The sequence below is a fragment of the Myxacorys chilensis genome (genome assembly GCF_059505265.1).
Genome location: NZ_JCACKG010000293.1, coordinates 1 through 17,732 on the forward strand (window position 1 = coordinate 1; position 17,732 = coordinate 17,732).

The 17,732-nt window shown below is 48.8% G+C and carries 16 protein-coding genes; 8 read left to right on the plus strand and 8 right to left on the minus strand.

Going from position 1 to position 17,732, the window contains the following annotated elements; genetic code table 11:
- On the minus strand, positions 1-1,737 hold a 1,737-nt coding region (locus AC5JLB_RS29445), incomplete at its 3' end, for an NACHT domain-containing protein (RefSeq protein WP_495877373.1).
- Positions 1,738-1,860: 123 nt separating this feature from the next.
- Here AC5JLB_RS29445 and AC5JLB_RS29450 point away from each other — a divergent pair.
- The 4 genes from AC5JLB_RS29450 (at position 1,861) to AC5JLB_RS29465 (ending at position 4,919) form a co-directional block, all read left to right on the plus strand.
- A complete protein-coding gene (locus AC5JLB_RS29450) occupies positions 1,861-2,355 on the plus strand; it encodes a hypothetical protein (RefSeq protein WP_495877374.1) in 495 nt (164 codons plus the stop codon).
- A gap of 836 nt (positions 2,356-3,191) precedes the next feature.
- Positions 3,192-3,851 carry a hypothetical protein gene (locus AC5JLB_RS29455; RefSeq protein ID WP_495877375.1) on the plus strand — a complete coding sequence of 220 codons (660 nt, stop codon included), beginning with the start codon at positions 3,192-3,194 and terminating at the stop codon, positions 3,849-3,851.
- A gap of 154 nt (positions 3,852-4,005) precedes the next feature.
- Positions 4,006-4,401 carry a hypothetical protein gene (locus AC5JLB_RS29460; RefSeq protein ID WP_495877376.1) on the plus strand — a complete coding sequence of 132 codons (396 nt, stop codon included), beginning with the start codon at positions 4,006-4,008 and terminating at the stop codon, positions 4,399-4,401.
- Positions 4,402-4,490: 89 nt separating this feature from the next.
- A complete protein-coding gene (locus AC5JLB_RS29465; protein WP_495877377.1) occupies positions 4,491-4,919 on the plus strand; it encodes a hypothetical protein in 429 nt (142 codons plus the stop codon).
- On the opposite strand, the gene AC5JLB_RS29470 is transcribed toward AC5JLB_RS29465, so the two are convergent.
- The 3 genes from AC5JLB_RS29470 to AC5JLB_RS29480 form a co-directional block, all read right to left on the minus strand.
- Positions 4,912-5,517 (minus strand): rhomboid family intramembrane serine protease, encoded by a 606-nt coding sequence (locus AC5JLB_RS29470; protein ID WP_495877378.1) that lies wholly within the window; start codon positions 5,515-5,517, stop codon positions 4,912-4,914. The genes AC5JLB_RS29465 and AC5JLB_RS29470 overlap by 8 nt on opposite strands.
- A 47-nt stretch (positions 5,518-5,564) precedes the next feature.
- Entirely contained in the window at positions 5,565-7,016 is a 1,452-nt protein-coding gene (locus AC5JLB_RS29475; RefSeq protein WP_495877379.1) for a sensor histidine kinase, read from the minus strand.
- A 116-nt stretch (positions 7,017-7,132) separates the two neighbouring features.
- Entirely contained in the window at positions 7,133-9,436 is a 2,304-nt protein-coding gene (locus AC5JLB_RS29480) for a glycosyltransferase (RefSeq protein WP_495877380.1), read from the minus strand.
- Between the two features lie 247 nt (positions 9,437-9,683).
- On the opposite strand from AC5JLB_RS29480, the gene AC5JLB_RS29485 reads away from it, so the two are divergent.
- Positions 9,684-10,217, plus strand: coding sequence for a DM13 domain-containing protein (locus AC5JLB_RS29485; RefSeq protein WP_495877381.1), 534 nt, complete (start codon positions 9,684-9,686; stop codon positions 10,215-10,217).
- Positions 10,218-10,252: 35 nt separating this feature from the next.
- On the plus strand, positions 10,253-10,984 hold the full coding sequence (locus AC5JLB_RS29490) for a DUF4079 domain-containing protein (RefSeq protein WP_495877382.1): 732 nt from the start codon (positions 10,253-10,255) through the stop codon (positions 10,982-10,984).
- Between the two features lie 110 nt (positions 10,985-11,094).
- Here the strand turns inward: AC5JLB_RS29490 and AC5JLB_RS29495 are convergent, their stop codons facing one another.
- The 4 genes from AC5JLB_RS29495 to AC5JLB_RS29510 form a co-directional block, all read right to left on the minus strand.
- On the minus strand, positions 11,095-11,769 hold the full coding sequence (locus AC5JLB_RS29495; RefSeq protein ID WP_495877403.1) for a response regulator transcription factor: 675 nt from the start codon (positions 11,767-11,769) through the stop codon (positions 11,095-11,097).
- A 327-nt stretch (positions 11,770-12,096) separates the two neighbouring features.
- Positions 12,097-12,282: a hypothetical protein gene (locus tag AC5JLB_RS29500; RefSeq protein WP_495877383.1), complete on the minus strand. Its 186-nt coding sequence runs from the start codon at positions 12,280-12,282 to the stop codon at positions 12,097-12,099.
- A gap of 142 nt (positions 12,283-12,424) precedes the next feature.
- Positions 12,425-12,784, minus strand: a complete 360-nt coding sequence (locus tag AC5JLB_RS29505; protein ID WP_495877384.1) for an alpha-amylase inhibitor — start codon at positions 12,782-12,784, stop codon at positions 12,425-12,427.
- Between the two features lie 181 nt (positions 12,785-12,965).
- A complete protein-coding gene (locus tag AC5JLB_RS29510; RefSeq protein WP_495877385.1) occupies positions 12,966-13,250 on the minus strand; it encodes a hypothetical protein in 285 nt (94 codons plus the stop codon).
- Between the two features lie 542 nt (positions 13,251-13,792).
- Here AC5JLB_RS29510 and AC5JLB_RS29515 point away from each other — a divergent pair.
- Positions 13,793-17,356: a PAS domain-containing protein gene (locus tag AC5JLB_RS29515; RefSeq protein ID WP_495877386.1), complete on the plus strand. Its 3,564-nt coding sequence runs from the start codon at positions 13,793-13,795 to the stop codon at positions 17,354-17,356.
- Between the two features lie 15 nt (positions 17,357-17,371).
- Complete coding sequence (locus AC5JLB_RS29520) at positions 17,372-17,674, plus strand: ATP-binding protein (protein ID WP_495877387.1); 303 nt, start codon at positions 17,372-17,374, stop codon at positions 17,672-17,674.
- The last annotated feature ends 58 nt before the right edge of the window (positions 17,675-17,732 follow it).

The window sequence follows — 17,732 nt, forward strand, 5'->3', positions numbered from 1 at the left end:
TAATGCAGGAATGGCCTGTTCGCTGCCTACCTTGCCTAACGCCTCTGCCGCCCTCATACGCACATCGGAATCGGAATGTTCCACGAGTTGCAGTAATGCATGAATGGCCTGTTCGCTGCCTACCTTGCCTAACGCCTCTGCCGCACTCCTACGCACATAGAAATTGGCATCTTCCACGAGTTGCAGTAATGCATGAATGGCCTGTTCGCTGCCTACCTTGCCTAACGCCTCTGCCGTCCTCATACGCACAGCGGAATCGGAATCTTCCACGAATTGCAGCAAGCTCTCAATGCTACAGTCCGATCGCGTCTCTCCCAGAAGCTTAATCTTTAACCAATTCGTCACGTTCAAAGCATTGACCAGTCCGACAGTCTGCTCCTGAAACTCCCGCTTCACTTCTCCCGCTAGTCTTGCTCCCAATCTCCAATCCACCTCCAACGCCAGCTTCACAACTCGAACCGTCTGCGTCTCATCCTCTACTAATGCCAACATCAACGCCACAGGCTCTGTCCACTTCAGATAATTTAAAAAATCCCGCTTTAGTAACTCATCCTCTTGCCCAGCAACTCCATTCAGCAAAGACTCCGCCGCGTAATATTCCTGAATCAATTGATGCCGAAACTCTAGCTCCTCAGGGTTCGTTCCTGCCTGAATCAAATGATGCTTCTGCAAATCCCGCAGACACTTCCGCGCAAAGTCTTCTGCATACGCCACTTTCCCATTCAGAAATTGCGCGATCGCTCTCACCGCCTCTTCTTTCCCAATCGCAACCCGAATCTCCGTCGGCTTTTCCCCCTGCATCATCACCCACGCCAACTGTTGCAGCACAGGCTTCCACCAACCGCGATCGCTCTCAATCCGCACATCCTCTTTCAAATACCGCTCATAGCCTTGGGTAAACTCCCGAAACACCATCCCCAAATTCTCTGGAATCGTGCCCGTCTGCTGAAACAATCCACACAGCATCCACAACAACAACGGTGTTTGTCCAAACTCTCGCAATCGCTCTTTCAATTGCCGCAGCATCTGTTCTGCTTGTTCTAGCGACAAATACGCTTGAACAAACGCTTGCATCTGCGCTTCCGTCAGCGGCTGCATTTCTAATTTCTTTTCAATGCCGAGATCTCCCCCAAGGCTCAAATCCCGCGTGGTGAAGATCATCGGCAGTTTGGGATGATTGCGGCGAAAGGCTGAAAGCTGCGATCGTGCTTCCTCTGACGGCAATTCATTCACCCCATCAAATAGGAGCAGAGATCGAGACAGTACCGCTTCAAATTGGTCAGCCGATAGCCCGTGACGAGTCAACGAATTGAGAATTAATTGTTCGATCGAGCTTTGCCAGTAACGCAATTCCACCAACACTGGGATTCGCCATTCTTCCTCCCCTCTCCCAAGCTTAGGAGAAGGGCTGGGGGTAAGGGCTGCCTCCGCCTCTTCCAGCATCAACCGTGCTAACGCCGTAGACTTTCCTGAACCTGGTCGCCCAACGAGCAAAACGTGCTGGTCTGCATACTGGCGAATCCCTTCGAGAACTGGGAATCGTTCAACCTTTTCTTCGTTCTGCTGTTCTCGCTCCTCCCGCTTCACCGTCTGCACCATCAAGCCAAAGTCAAACGGGGCAGACTGTTTTGCTCTAATATTTTCTCTGCCCTGAGCGTCTGTCGGCGTGTAGGGTTCTGACGACTTTTTATAAGTCGTCGCGATCGACTGAAGATAGGACTGAAACTGAGAAAACATCGATCGGGCAATGGTAGAACGGGCTTGTTCCCCATACTATGCGATCGTAGGGTGTCTCACCCCCTCGACAATACACCAGAAGCAAGGTTATCTAAGTAAAGACTACCTTTGTGTGTAATATATATGACATTAAACCGAGTCAGTGCCACTTTAAGCCCAGAAGATCGTCAAGCCGTCATGGGCGCGATCGACACGATCAAACAAGCCATGCCGTTTCTGGTGCATTTGAGCGCAGAAGAACGCAAAACCTCACCGAAAGTTGGCGACCGTAGCCGAGGCTTTATGCTCAATTGCTTAACTGCCGCACAGCAACATTCAGATTGTCTGCCGCGATCGTTTGATGTGCAAGAAATGTACAAAGATGTGAAGTTGATAGAGGAACTCTATCCAGTACTAATTGCACTCAATGAACTGCAAAGCTTGGTCGATGACACCTTTTTTGCTGCCCAAGGTGAGGCGTACACAGCCGCTCTGAAGGTTTACGACGCCGTTAAAGCTCATGACGATCTGCCAGGGATGAAGATTGTTGTGGAGCAACTCAGGCAACAGTTTGCCCGTCGTAGTAAGAGAGATACAGCGGAGTCCAATTCAGAATCCATCCCTGTTGAGGCTTCTTGATCACTCGCGATCGGAGAGCCTTCCTCTAAACTGCTTCAATTCATTGGGTGACACAACGTTTCTATCTCAAGATAGGAACGTTTCTTTTTGGTGAAGCAACAGTTCTTCTAAACAATAGAATGTACCCATCAGCAACAAGCCTGATTTCATGGACACAACAGAACGATGCATCGGTGTGAAGTAACGGTCTATCAAAGCGAAGCAACTGTCCATCACCGCGAAGCAACTGTCTATCACCGCGAAGCAACTGTCCCATTGACACTAAGCAACTGTCCATCGTCATCAAGCAAGTGTCTATCACCGCGAAGCAACCATTCATCGTGACCAAGGAGCAATGCTTTAGAAAAAGCTTTCTATTCATAGCAAGGAATCATGCTGTAAGACCTGAGATCTTAAGGACTAACTTTACCGTTTGCTTGGTTAGACAATGCTAGAGCGATGTCGAGATTACAAAGGATTACCCGAAAATCACAAAGGTATAGTTTATGTAGTGATGATTCGATTGATGATTAGACGATTAGGCAACAATCGGCGAACTCACCAGTCGAAGAATGCTGCAACATCATTTATAAACAGTCTCTAAAGCGATCGCTTAGCTCATCTGCTTCCTTTACTTAACTTGCTGCAAAAGCGCAATCGGCTTCTAGACATAGCTCTGCAGAGAGCATTTTTCTAGATACAAGAAATGAGGTTGTAACTTTCGTCAGGAACCTTTCATTCATCTGCTAATAGTGGTAAAAATCCGCTTTGAAGATTGCCTCAAAAGAGAGATTTCGCCACCGATCCGAACTGACAGGATGGTAGGAGTTCATCAATGTTTTTCAGGACTCTTTGACATGAAACTATCTTCTTTTATTGGTTTAGCATCTGCGATCGCACTTGCTTCCGCTGCTCTAGCAACGCCCTCCAACGCGCAGTCCCCAACTCAGCAAAATCAGCAAAATACCCAGAGTGCAACGCAGGATGCCAAGGTAGTTGGAGACCTCAACGAAATTACCCAGAGCATTTCGCAGGTCAATGATCAGATTCAAACAGGACAACCAGGGCAACCGGGCGGAACCCAAGACAATCTTCAAACCGCAGAACAAACGGCTGAAGTGATTGGCAAACTCAATCTAGTTCAGCAAAAGATTGACCAAGTGAACTCGCAGCTACAAAAGAATCCCAGAGACGCCAATACTTATCCCAGAAACGGCAATAATAGAAGCGGCGCGAACAATCAGCAAAACTTCCAAGATGCTCGACAAAATGCGATCGTAGTTGGCGAACTGAACCAAGTGAAGCAAGAAATTGCGCAGGTCAACGAGCAATTGCAGAAAAGACAACAACGGCAGCAACGTCGAGCCGAAAATCGAGGCGGAGCCAATAACCAAGGTGGAGCCAACACTCAAGATAACTACCAGAATGCTCAGCAAGATGCAGTGGTCGTTGGGAAGCTGAACCGAGTTGAGCAGAAACTTCAGCAGCTTAATCTACAACTCCAGAAGACCAGATAACTAAATAACAGTGTTGCTTCCTTCACTTATTGTGTGAGCAGGAATCAGCATTAGTCTGAAGAATCTACTAACGTTAGAGATCTTGCATCTATAGCGTTAGTAGATTCGCTAACCCACGATAGTCAACAAAATACAATCACCAGAAGGTACAAAAATGTTGCGTTTCTACAAGCTCTTGCCTATTACTGTGTTTGGCATTGCGACTCTGGCAATTCCAGTGGAAGGCATTACCGCGCAACTTAACCAAAACGTTGAGCAAAACGTAGTGAATAGTGGTGATAAAAATAGAATCCAGCAGAGAGTCAAGTTTTGTAAGAAGCTAGATCGGAACTCAGAAGCTTTAGACGCGCAAATTAATCAAAGCGCGATTCAAAACGCAACGGCGATCGGGGAAAAGAATAAAATTCAGCAAAGAATCAAATTTTGTTGCAAACCGGGTGCAGAAGCGGTAGAAGCGCAACTACAGCAGCTACAGATTGCTGAACAAAATGCATCTGCGATCGGGGATAGAAATAAAATTCGACAAAGAATTGATTTGTGCCAAATGTAGCTTGTACATGAGTTCACAGAAATGTTTTGATCAAATATCTTAATCAAGTGGCGTGCAAAGCGATGAACACGGAAACGTTGGTTTGTTCTATGGTTTGGATTGCAACATCAGCGACTACTAGCACTGCGATCGCAGGTACTTTAACTCAGATCAATCAAACAAGCACCTCCACGCAGCAGAGTACTGATTCCTCTCAAAATCAAACCACCACGATTAATCTTGACTCTACCGAACTGAAGACGCCTTGCATTCTAGAAGTGAGCGCTACAGCAAATACCGAATTAAGTGGGACGATCACTGTTAACGGCAAGATCATTCGACAGTTTAGGAAGCAGGGAGCGACGCTCAATCTATCGCCCTACCTTTCTAGAGGGAAACAAACGATCAAAATTCTAGGACGCTATGCCCCTGCTCAGTCCTCTGTCCAGGTACAGTTTACAGGTCTTGGCACTCAAATCAGTCAGCAAACTGGAGGCAATGGTGTACTGACACAAACCCTCGTAATCAATGTCATCTAGCATCAAAACCCTTTAAAGCCATTTCTAGCCATTGGGTTAATTCGGGCAGATAGCGAGCTGTGAGAACGCCACTAACAAACCCAAACAAATGCCCCTGCCACGATATTCCACGTCGCGTGGGCAAAACACCCCAAATGAGCGGGCCATAAAGCAAAACAACAATCAGTGAAATGGCCGCCGACAACAAATCTTGTTCAAAATAGCTCCGCGACAGCAGGAATCCAAAGTAGCCAAAAACAACGCCACTCGCGCCCACGTGTAGCGTGTTGCGTCCGGCAAACAGCCAAACCCCTAACCCGCTCAACACCCAAGGAACGGCAGTTGCGATCGCAAACTCCTCAATGCCTCTAACTATCACAAACCAACCCAAAACCACAAACGGAACAGTATTCGCTGTTAAATGGTTCCAAGTGCCGTGCAGCAACGGTGCAAACAAAATCCCGCGCAGCCCAGTTTGGTTCCGGGGACGAATCCCTAGAAGATTTAAACGATTTTGCAGCAGCAGTTGATCAAAAATCTCTAGTCCCCACATCAGAGCGATGAGGCTGCCGAGAATTTTGGCTTGGGTTTGAAAGTCGTTGGTAAGAATAGACTGCATTCAGAGGGTCTCGTTATCTCAAGCGTTGTTGTACTAATTCTCGCTCCCTATGGGTTCTCGCTCCCTAGGGGCAAAGCAATCGTAAACGTGCTGCCTTCAGCGAGTTTAGACTTTATCATAATCGTGCCACCCATTCCTTCAACTAGGGTTTTGACGATCGCAAGTCCCAATCCGTGCCCACCTGTAGAGCGGCTGCGAGCCTCATCCACGCGGTAGAATCGCTCAAAAATTCGGCTTTGATCCAGCAAGGGAATGCCAATGCCGCGATCGCGCACCTGAATGGTCGCCTGTCGCTCGGTATGCTGCAACTCCAACACTACGTCTTGGTCTGGAGTCGAGTACTTCACCGCATTGTCAATCAGATTGAGCAACACTTGTTTTAAGCGATCGCGATTCGCAATGGCGCTAACATCCTTTGGAGCAGTAATCAGAATAGAGCGGTTGCTGAATCTTTCTGCCATACTTGCCACTTCTTGGAGCAATTCTCGGAGCGGCACGCTCTCCAACTGAACGCGAGCATAGCCACTATCGGCCCGCGCCAGATCGAGCAAATCTTGCAGTAACCGAACCGTGCGATCGGCTTCAGAGGCGGCAGTTTCCAACGCTTCTCGCTGGTAGTCATTCAAGTTTGTACCGCGCCTGAGCAGACTTTGGAGATAGCCGAATACAACCGTTAGCGGAGTGCGTAATTCGTGAGACACATTACTAACGAACTCGCGTTGTTGTTCCCACGAGTCAGAGAGCCGAGACAACATCATGTTAAACGTTTGAGCCAGTTCTTTGACCTCACGCGGGGCATGGCTCAACTGTAATTGCGCTTCCTTCAAATCTTCGGCTGAAATTGCGCCTGCAATTTGGCTCATTTCTTGCAACGGGCGCAGCGCTTGTCGAATCCGAATCGCGATCGCAATCATAATCGCGATCATAGCAAGCCCGCACACCAGCGCCAGACCTTGAACTGCAGCCACCAACTGACGGTTTTCCTCAGTAATATCCCGCGCCAGATAGACGGTTCCAAGCGGATTTCCATTGATCCTGATCGGTCGTTGGGATAACACTAGGGCGCGATTGCTAACCGGGTAGACCTCAGGCTTGAGTGGCATTTCCGCGAAGGACATTAATTCAGGTATAGAAATAGAAGCAGTATTCAAGTCATTTGATCGGGCCAGCAGCTTGCCACTGGGACTTTTGACCCAAATCAGTAAGCCTGGAACAGAGACATTATCGATCGTTTTTTGCAGTCCCGCTTCGAGGGGCAACATTTCGCTGTAGATCTGCACATCTCGCGGAAACCGATCGGCAATATAGTCAACGCTTTGCAAGTGAGTTGTAATCAGAATTTGCTGCATCTTCCAGCTTGTCCAGAGAGCCACGCTCCCTAACCCTAGAATCAATGGCGCAGCGACTTCTAACGTCAGACGAAATTGTAGCGAAGACGGATCTAGATGCCCTTGCTTGAAGTGACGAATTGATTCTCCAAAGCGGTGCATCAGTCTCATGAACCAATCCTACTTATCAAGTAATCAGTCGAGTAATAAATAACAACCATCTAGTATAAAAACAGTAGGCATGCTCATCATCTTCACTTTAGCGGAAACGATCGCGAACCGAGAAATTACACTTGAGCAACAGATATAGTGCGGATCTGAGTGCTGCGATCAAAGATGACGCGAGGTTTGAGCAAGATCTGAACCAATAGCCAAAGGGATTGAAGTTCTCCGGGCGAACACCGACTGCGCCACTGTCCAGGACGACAAAACAACAGTTCAATGAAGCGACGTTCTTGATCGAGCGGTAGAGAATCGAAGCGAATCTGTACGGTAGGAAATTCATTCTCGAATCCGGTGTGGATGATTTGCCCTTGTAGAGATAAGTGATCGTCCAGTAAGTCAAGTTGAACCGCATCGCTCATGGTCAGAGCATTTTTCTGCGTCAAGGCAACTTCTGCCCCCCCTTCTGAGATTTTTGTTGTAAATCCCCAAAAAAGCGTTTCTCCTACCTTTAGCCTGACGGGACGCTGCAAATCAAACCATTCATCACTGTGAGGACGAGGAGCATCGATCAAAATCAGGAGCGCAATTGCCAGTACCAAAAGATTATAGGCACTCCAAACCCACCCCAGGCTAATGCCTTTCATCTGCTCGACAGCATCCGGCGTCATCGTCGGTTGCGCCATGCTGAACACAACAGAATGACCTAAATTTGTCCATAAACTAACTGCTGTTGCGATAAATACGATGATCAAGGGCAGAGCAAGTTGCCAATTGAATTGAAAGCGATCGCTAACCGTTCCTTTCGGCGTCACTCGAAACTCTTGACCAAACGGATTCAACATGACTTGAATAACCGTGAGTGCTAACGGAAACGCCAATACTAATGTATATAAATCCGATAGAAACGCCGATCGAGAGCGATGATTGAGCCAGGAAAATGTCGTGAGTTGAACAAGATAATAAGGCAGAAAATAGTACAAAACATCAGTCGTAGTTGCCCGCACCGGAATCACACCTAGAAACGAATACGCTAAGGGAATTAATAAAAATCCAACGCGCGAAAGGCTAGTAAACCAATGCCAAATCCCTTCTAAATGGGCAAGTCGCTGCATTGGGCGTAAACCCCGAATCGTGAGCGGATTTGCGCTCACAAAAAATGCTTGCAGCGTTCCTCGCGCCCATCGAAGTCGCTGAAGCGCTTGGGCTGAGATGTTTTCTGCCGCAAGACCTGCACTCAGTTTCTCATTCAGGTAGACGAGATGATAGCCTTTTGCAGCCAAACGAATGCCTGTGTAATAATCCTCGCTCAGCGCCCCCGTGAAAAAGCAGCCTGATTCAACTAAAGCAGAACGACGCACCACAAACGAAGTACCCGCACAAATGACACCCCCTACCGCATCACGGAGCGGTTGAATCTGGCGATAAAACACTTCTTCTTCAGGCGTGAGAATGTGTTCTAACCCAAGATTGCGGGCGATCGGGTCAGCATTGTAAAACGTTTGAGGGGTTTGCACCAAACCGACTTGTGGATCTTGAAAAAAGCCAACCGTTCGGGTGAGAAAATTTTTGGTCGGAATGAAGTCTGCGTCAAATACGACAATCAGTTCACTGTTTGTGTAACTCAGGGCGTGATTCAAATTGCCCGCTTTCGCATGACGATTATCAGATCTGGCGATGTAGTGACATCCTAATTCTGCGGCCAGTGCCCTCACATCCAATCGCTGCTGGTCATCCAGCAAATAAATTGTTTTAGGTTCATAGTCCAACGCCTGACAGCCAATAATGGTTCGTCGCAAGATAAACGGCGGTTCATTATACGTAGGAATCAAAACGTCAACGCTGGGTGCAAGCGGGCGATCCTTCAGATTTGGTAAAACCAACCCCGGAGATTGGCCTAGCCAATCGCGAACCATAGCAGAGGCTCGATCTGCCTCGGCTCGTCGATCTTTGACTCGCAGCAGCAAGACAAGCTGAAGGATGCCACCTCCTAACATCAGCAGCTCTAGAAAGAACAGTCCTAAGCTGAATACCCCATTCAGCGGATCACTGAGGTTGAGCGTTGAGAGCGATCGCCACACCAAGTAGCGAACGGTTAGAACAGACAGAATGCCGACGACTAGGACTCTCGACCAAGGACGCGGACGCGGAGAAACTTTGGTAATGGTCAGTACAATCAGCATCAACATCACTGCCCAAAACAGCAGATATTCGCCCGCCACCTTTGGAGCCATTAACCACATGGGCGGCATTTCCTGACCAGCATTGAGACGTTCAAAAAGGATTCGAATGGTTCCCTCTCCAGCAAACCAAGCGGTCACGATCAGGGCCGCGATCGCAACCACGCTCAGCATGACAAACGTGGCCAGTCGAGGCAATGGAATCTTACTCCAAGGCTTTAGAATCAGCTGATGGTATGTACTACCCATGTTTACTCTCATCTCTACCGTTTTGCTAGTGAGTTGTAACCGTTCATGAGAGCAGTCAACTCAATCGTGTTTCTAGTTTGTGGGGTGAAGCTGAATGTTCCTGTAGCCCTTCCTGAGAGGTTTCTCAGAGAAGTGAAGGGAAACTCTCAGAAAAAACTCAGCTTAAATCCAAGTTGCAGGGCGAGTATGGGTTCAAGCCTAAAGACGGCTTAATCGATAAGTCAGCCCGCTTCTTTGGAGTAACACAATGATGATTAAGCAATTCATTCCGTTAGGTATCGTTTCTGCGATCGCGGTTGCACTTCCCGTTGCAACTAACATCATCACCGATGCTGTTCAAGCCCAAAGACCTGTGACGAGCGGCAGCATGTATCGAGATCAGACTGGCCAACGTCAAATGACTATTGCGGTACAGCCCGCTAGGATTGCCGCTACCGGAACGTTTGTAGCAGCCGAAAAGCCGACGACTGGAACCGCTCGAATTATGGTCGAAAACGGCAAGCGTTATCTCGTGTTTGATTCTGCGTTCCAAACCAGCGATCAAGGGCCTGATTTACACGTTGTGCTTGATCCCTCCAACAAACCTCCTGCACAGTATGCCGATCGCACGCAGTATGTAAATCTGGGCAAATTGGAGAAGTTCAACGGCCAACAGCGTTACCCCATTCCAGCCGCTGTTGATGTTAGCAAGTTTAAGTCTGTTGGAATTTGGTGTCGCATGGCAAATGCCACGTTCGGATATGCACCGTTGCAAACTGCTACGAACGCAAGTGTTCGCTAGATTGCGCTAACCCGTTACTCCGTTAGAGGCTTCCCATGAACAAAGATTTACTACTGCTGCTCCATCCGTTGTTTGCGATCGCGGTTGTGTTTCCCATGATTGGCATTGTGGTTCACCGGGGTCTGCAAGTCCGGCAACGACGACTGAAAACCCCAAGTGACGGAAAAAGCAAAATTCCTCCCGTCGTTGGACAGGAGCATGTGCAGATTGGTCGTTGGCTCACGGGAAGCGTTGTTGTGGCTGTTTTACTAGCACTTGCACACGACATTGTTAGCAATGTGGTAGAAACGCAACGTTGGAGTACAGCGCCGCTCAAGGTGCTGTTTGTTGGACTGATGTTTATAGCAACGATCGCGTCTTTTGTCTTGCTATATCAAGCCAAACAAAAACAGTGGCGTGCCATATTTGCCACATTGACGGGTATGGGCTTGGTTGTGTTGGGCTGTCAGGAGGGAGTTTATCGTAAAACGGATCAGTGGTACGTCTCCCACTATTACTACGGTATGACGGCTGCATTGCTAATGATTTTTGCTTTAGCGATCGTACAAAGCATTTACCAAGACAAGAAAAATCATTGGCGTACTGTTCACATTGTTTTGAATGGTGTTGCTCTTCTGTTATTTTTTGGGCAAGGTTTCACAGGAACTCAGGCGTTGCTAGAAGTTCCTCTAAGCTGGCAAGAACCTTATGTGCAAAAGCTCTATGAGTTGCAGTGTGAGCAAAAGCCTTGCACGGTTCAACCTTCTGTTCCCCAAGCTACTCCGTAAGTTTTTCGTACTGTTTTCGCTTTTGAACAATTTAATTTCTAGTGCAGTGCTCCACATCCTAGAAAATTTTCTTGATAGCTATGAGTGGTTCGCAGATTTGTGAAACAATGCTACTCTCGCAGGGTATACCCAACGCCTCGAACGGTGTGAATGAGGCGCTTCTCACTCTGTTCTTCCAGCTTCAGTCGCAGATAGCGAACATACACTTCAATGATGTTGGAATCGCCCATAAAATCGTAACCCCAAACGGTTTCGAGAATTTGATCTCGGGTAAACACTTGGCGCGGACGAGACATCAGGTAGTCGAGTAGGTCAAATTCTTTAGCCGTTAGTTCGATCGCGCGATCGCCGCGATGCACTTGGCGCGTCCGTCGATTGAGCTTCAAATCCTCAAACTGCAATCCACCGTCATCTGTTTCCTGCGTGCGGCGCAGATGGGCACGGACTCTTGCGAGCAGTTCCTCAATGCTAAACGGTTTAACCATATAATCATCCGCTCCGGCATCCAGTCCAGCCACACGATCGCTGACTTCATCTTTTGCCGTTAACAAGATTACGGGAACGTTGCACCCCGTTGAGCGTAAGCGGCGACAGAGTTCTACTCCAGAAAGTCCGGGTAACATCCAGTCGAGAACCACTAAATCGGGCATTGACTCACGGGCTTGTACGAGTCCGGTCATGCCGTCATGGGCCACGCTGACGCGATAGCCTTCGCTACTCAGTTCTAATTCGACAAATCGCGCTAAATTAACTTCGTCTTCGATGACTAGAATGTGGGCATTCATCGCGCAACTTCCAAAACCAGTAACGTTAAACGAAAACAGCGTGGGATGAGGTGCGATCGATGTCGTTTCTACCGCGACTCGCTCAGCCACTGTTTAATTTCAGCCATTGTTTAGTTATTGTACAGTTGTCGGACATCGGACAGTTGTCTCTTATATAGCAATCATTATCTACGAACTCCTTGTGCCGTCTGGCTTGTATTCTTGCATAGCTCAAGCCAAGACACTAGACGAGTAAAAATTCTGTTAATTCCCCAATGTAAGTATGAATCACCCCCAATCCCTCTCTTGCGGAAGAGGCAGGGCTGTTTCATTGTCAGTGTAGAAAAGCTAAACCTCAGCAGTGTTGTGGCTTGGCTTCAATTCCCACGAGCTTGATTGCACATCTGCAACAAATTCCAGTTCGTTTCGATGGCTGCTGCCAAACGGCAGTTCGCCAATCAGTTCGAGAAGGTTTTTTTCCCTACAAGGAAACAGCCCTGCTCCGCCATCCCAAGCTATAAAGCCGATAGCCAAAATACCCAACTCGTTGGTAATTCATGTAATGAAACTGCATTTGATGTCTCCCTTAAACTTGGTTAGCAATTGCAAGGAAACAACACAAGACATGTGGGAGCGATCGCACCTTCTTGTAGTGGGAGCGATCGCTCCGGCGACGTTAACACTTATCGACTCGATCAAACTGTCTTGGGTGAGCAGGCCAGGTGTAGCCATCCGTCTGGCTAGGGACGAGAGACATACACGGCATATCGCGTCCAAAAGCGGTAATAATCTTCACTCGCTGAGTTGTTCGGCAATCGTTTCGCAAAATAACTTTGTCTCTGCCAGTGATGCCGCTTCCCTCTACGTGCTCGACGACTTTCACGCATCTGGGTGCTAAGGCAGCGGAGGCTGGAACAGCGGTCATAATCGGAAGAGAGACAGCAGCAGTCGCAACAGCAGCAGTGAGATAGATAAATTTTGCGAAACCTTTCTTGGTCGTCATTGTCTCAGAAACACGAAGGTTAGTTAAATTCACAGTTTGTTCTCCTTGTTGATATTGATCAGATGAATCCGATAAAATCCTCATCCAGGATTTGGTTTCAAGTTAGGGATTTAATCTCAGAACAAGATCTGATTAATCGTGCAATCGCAATCAGCGAAAGGATGAATCAGATGCCTTGTTAATTCCTCACGATTCGCTTTGTATGTTTATGCATTTAGAAAACGTAGCCGAGATAAATTGTGTTTGAGCGGTCGTGCTTTCGAGTGCCAGCGCAATCGTAGGAGATGGACTGTTCGTATCCGGAACCGTTCACCGTCACGGTTCCCAAATTCTCCCGGCCGTACCACCGGCTGCGCTGAATGATTAACTGCGATCGCGAGGTAACAGGACATCCGCTCGATAAGCTGCCGGAACCATAGTGGGGCTGTTTTATTGTCAGGAATGAGAATTTGCACACTCGATTGCCTCGTCCAGCGTTCTTGAATTTTCTAAACCTCACAAACGAGGGCTTGCGACTTTCAGATATTCTCCTGATGACAATGAAACAGCCCTGCCTCTCCTGCGGGAGAGGGCTAGGGTGAGAGCGATTCTATCGATTCATACCCGGACTCAGCAACACCAGTTTTCTATACATAAAGGGTTAGCTTGTATTCCCTGTGTCTTACGAGAGAAGACAGTTGATATACCACATGTCATATCTAGTGAATACAATTCACTGGCTCGTGCTTTATGGCTGTGATTAGCGCAAAGCGAAACTCCCAAGAAATCGAACAACCAACGCTGGCAGATCCCGTGCGGGAAACGCGGCAACGCTTATAACTCTCACAAGCCAAGTTTGCGACGAAGCTAGGAGTTTCATGTCAAAGCGTTAATCGTTGAGAGAACGGGCGGACGAAGCCTTTAGCGATCGCTTCGCTACACGGATACGTGCTCGCATTGAAGCAGATTGAGCAATTGCTGCATCAGATGGGCGACCTTGGCAAAGATCTGCTTGCCAAATACTTTTCGCCAAATACTTTTCACAGTAAGGACAGAGACGATATGACTGATAGACTCCAGCGCTCTGTCCCTTCAGGCAGTAGTTCATCTCAAAATACTACTCTGGGCATCACTGAAGCCGATGTCCTTATGACAGCAGCCTTGGCGAGTCGTCCAGCTAGGCAGCCCGATTTAGCAGCCGAAATCCAAGCGCTTCAAATCCTTGCCCAACAGCTCACGGACGATCCGCAGGCGATGCTCAAAACCCTCGTTGGGATCGTGCTTGATCTCACTCAAGCGGGCACTGCGGGAGTCAGCTTACTGGATGCGCCCAATGGTGAATCCGTCTTTCGCTGGGTCGCGATTAGCGCAAAGCCCAACTCCAACGGAACCGCAGGAGCATTTGCGAATTTGGAGCAAACCACAACCCCAGGTGATTTTAGTCTCTGTGGCACCACTCTTCGCAGTAACCAGCCCCAACTATATGCCTATCCTGAACGCTACTTCACCTATCTGCACCATCCCCAGTGTCCGATCGTCGAAGGATTGATAATTCCGCTGTGCGTAAACCGTCAACCCTTAGGCACGCTGTGGCTTCTATCCCACGATGAGGCACATCGATTTGACTTAGAGGATCAGCGGTTGATGACCCGTTTAGCTGGCTTTGCCGCTGCTGCCCTCCAAAGCATACAGCAGGTGCGCCAGAAGGTTGAGGACGCGCCGCGATCACAGGAACCTGCACAGGACGCAGCAGTAGCATTGCACCAGAGCCAGGAGTTGAGTCAGCAAATCTTCGACAGTAGCGGTGACTGCATCAAGGTATTGGACTTAGAGGGGCGATTGCTGTTCATAAGCCGAGGGGGGCAAGCGTTGTTGTGCATCGAGGATATAAACCCGTGCCTCAACACATTCTGGACAGAATTTTGGGAAGGCGCGGATCGGCAAGCAGCAACGGAAGCGATCGCTAGGGCAAAAGCAGGCGAGGTTTGCACCTTTCAAGGGTATTGCCCAACGATGACCGGCCAACCCAAGTGGTGGGATTGCAAAATCAGCCCCATTCGAGGCATAGATGGGCAGGTTGAACGGCTACTGTGCATTTCGCGGGATATCACCGATCGCAGGCGGAGCGAAGACAAACGCAAGCAGGCAGAAGAGAACTTGCGTGCATCAGAAGAACGGTTCCGCTTATTCATCACCGCTAGCTCAGACATGATCTATAGAATGAGCGCGGATTGGAGCAAGATGCGTTATCTCAAAGGCAAGAATTTCCTGGCGAGTACGGAGACTTCAAGCCATATGTGGCTTGAAAAGTATATTCTCCGAGAGGATCAGCCACAGGTGCTGACTACTATTCGGGAAGCCATCCGTACTAAAAGTACCTTTGAGTTAGAACACCGAATCATTCGATTGGACGGTACGGTAGGCTGGACGTTCTCTCGCGCAATCCCGCTGCTGGATGCACAGGGTGAAATCATTGAATGGTTTGGAGCGGCGGGGGACGTGACCGATCGCAAACAGGCGGAAGAAGTCATTCGCCGTTCAGAAGAAAAATATCGCACACTGTTCGAGTCGATAGACGAAGGCTTTTGCCTCATCGAAGTTTTGTTTGATGAAACCGGAAACCCAAACGATTACCGCTTTCTGGAAGTCAATCCGGCGTTTGAGAAACACACGGGACTTGTGGACGCGATCGGCAAAACAATGCGCGAGTTAGTGCCGCAGCACGACGCACACTGGTTTGAGATTTACGGCAAAATTGCGCTAACGGGTGTACCCGCGCGGTTTGAAAACCGTGCCGATGCACTTGGGCGTTTTTACGATGTTTACGCCTTCCGCGTTGGCGAGCCGCACGATCGCAAAGTGGCAATTCTCTTTAAGGACATCAGCGATCGCAAACAAGCGGAAGCCGAACGCGAACAACTCCTTGCCAACGAACGACACTATGTTCACCAGATGCAGGGACTCACCAGCGCAGCTCTAGCCATCAATTCGGCGCTTTCAGTGGAAGAAGTCTTGCAAGTGATTACCAATCAAGCCGTATCCATCATCGGTGCTCACCAATCTGTCACCAGCCTGACGATCGATCAAAACTGGGCACAGGCAATCAACACGATTCACCTGTCAGATAAGTACGCTCAGTGGCGAGACTACAATGCACCAACCGATGGAACTGGCATCTATGCCTGTGTTTGCCATCTCAACCACTCGATGCGGATGACTCAAGACGAACTAGAAGCCCATCCTGGCTGGAGAGGGTTTGGCAAAGAAGCAGACAAGCATCCTCCGATGCGAGGCTGGTTAGCCGCCCCCCTAGTCGGACGAGACGGACATAATATTGGGTTGATGCAGCTTTCAGACAAATACGAGGGGGAGTTTACGGAAGCGGACGAATCAATCTTGGTACAGCTTGCCCAAATGGCATCGGTGGCGGTCGAGAATGCCCAACTCTACGAAGCGGAGCAGCAAGCGCGATCGACCGCTGAAGCAGCACAAGAGGAAGCTCAAGCGGCGAACCGCATTAAGGATGAGTTTTTGGCCGTGTTGTCGCATGAACTGAGATCGCCGCTCAACCCCATTCTCGGTTGGTCAAAACTATTGCAGAACGGCAATCTAGACGCGACAAGAACCCAACACGCCTTGAAGACGATCGAACGGAACGCCAACCTGCAATCGGAATTGATTGAAGATCTGCTAGATGTTTCCCGGATTCTACAGGGCAAACTCTCCCTTACGGTGAGTTCGGTCAATTTAGCGGTGGTGATTCGAGCGGCGATGGAAACGATGCGACTTGCAGCAGAAGCAAAATCGATCCAAGTCGAAGCTCGTCTTAACCCAGAAGTGGGAAACGTGTCTGGCGATGCGACTCGTTTACAGCAAGTGATTTGGAATCTGCTTTCCAATGCTGTTAAATTCACTCCCGCAGGGGGCCAAGTGACAGTGCAATTAGAACAGGTGGAGAATCAAGCTCAAATTACCCTGAGCGATACAGGGAAAGGAATTCAACCTGAGTTTGTGCCCTATGTGTTTGAATACTTCCGGCAAGAAGACGGGGCGACGACCCGTAAGTTTGGTGGACTGGGACTAGGGTTAGCGATCGTGCGTCACCTCGTCGAACTGCATGGGGGCACAGTTAAGGCTGAAAGCTCCGGAGAAGGGCAGGGAGCAACGTTTGTAGTCCGGCTGCCGCTAATGCAGACGGCATCAAAAGCAAATCAGGACGAGCGACCGCCTGAGCAGCCTCTCGATTTGAATAACATCAGCATTCTCGTGGTGGATGATGAAACCGATTCTCGTGAATTGGTAGCGTTTCTGTTAGAGCAGCAAGGGGCACAGGTGAGAACCGCTGCTTCAGCCCACGAAGCCTTGATCGTTCTGACCCAATCAACGCCTGATGTCCTGCTGAGTGACATCGGCATGCCAGATATGGATGGCTATATGTTGATCCAGCAGGTGAGAACGTTAACACCAGAACAAGGAGGGCAAATGCCAGCGATCGCGCTAACGGCTTATGCTGGGGAAATGAATCAGCAACAGGCGCTGGCAGCAGGGTTCCAGAAACACCTTTCTAAACCAATAGAACCGCAGAGATTAATTCAAATCATTTCTAGTCTGATTCGGTCTGCTTAGCGATCGCCGCAAATCTTGCAATTGCGATTACGCCGCATTTTTGATCCCTTCTTCACAACGAAAGAAATTGGCAAAGGTACAGGGCTGGGACTTTCGGCGGTGTTGGGCATTGTCAAGAGTCATGGTGGATTTATGGATGTTCAGAGCGAGGTTGGTAAAGGCAGCCAGTCTCAGGTATTTCTGCCCGCGAGCCAATCAATTGAGTCTCAAATTGATGATGAAGTTGAGCTACTGAGCGGGCAACAGGAATTGATTTTAGTGGTGGATGATGAGGTTGCCATCTGCGAAGTTGCAATCGAAGCAATAGATACGTTTTGAACTACGTCACGTGTCATTGCGTCATCGCTGTCCGGATTTGATACGAGAATTAGAATGG

Excerpts from the sequence above, each read along its gene's own strand:
- AC5JLB_RS29450 (WP_495877374.1), top strand. The coding sequence starts at position 1,861 with ATGACATTAAACCGAGTCAGTGCCACTTTAAGCCCAGAAGATCGTCAA.
- AC5JLB_RS29455 (WP_495877375.1), top strand. The coding sequence starts at position 3,192 with ATGAAACTATCTTCTTTTATTGGTTTAGCATCTGCGATCGCACTTGCT.
- AC5JLB_RS29460 (WP_495877376.1), top strand. The coding sequence starts at position 4,006 with ATGTTGCGTTTCTACAAGCTCTTGCCTATTACTGTGTTTGGCATTGCG.
- AC5JLB_RS29465 (WP_495877377.1), top strand. The coding sequence starts at position 4,491 with ATGGTTTGGATTGCAACATCAGCGACTACTAGCACTGCGATCGCAGGT.
- AC5JLB_RS29470 (WP_495877378.1), bottom strand. The coding sequence starts at position 5,517 with ATGCAGTCTATTCTTACCAACGACTTTCAAACCCAAGCCAAAATTCTC.
- AC5JLB_RS29475 (WP_495877379.1), bottom strand. The coding sequence starts at position 7,016 with ATGAGACTGATGCACCGCTTTGGAGAATCAATTCGTCACTTCAAGCAA.
- AC5JLB_RS29480 (WP_495877380.1), bottom strand. The coding sequence starts at position 9,436 with ATGGGTAGTACATACCATCAGCTGATTCTAAAGCCTTGGAGTAAGATT.
- AC5JLB_RS29485 (WP_495877381.1), top strand. The coding sequence starts at position 9,684 with ATGATGATTAAGCAATTCATTCCGTTAGGTATCGTTTCTGCGATCGCG.
- AC5JLB_RS29490 (WP_495877382.1), top strand. The coding sequence starts at position 10,253 with ATGAACAAAGATTTACTACTGCTGCTCCATCCGTTGTTTGCGATCGCG.
- AC5JLB_RS29495 (WP_495877403.1), bottom strand. The coding sequence starts at position 11,769 with ATGAATGCCCACATTCTAGTCATCGAAGACGAAGTTAATTTAGCGCGA.
- AC5JLB_RS29515 (WP_495877386.1), top strand. The coding sequence starts at position 13,793 with ATGACTGATAGACTCCAGCGCTCTGTCCCTTCAGGCAGTAGTTCATCT.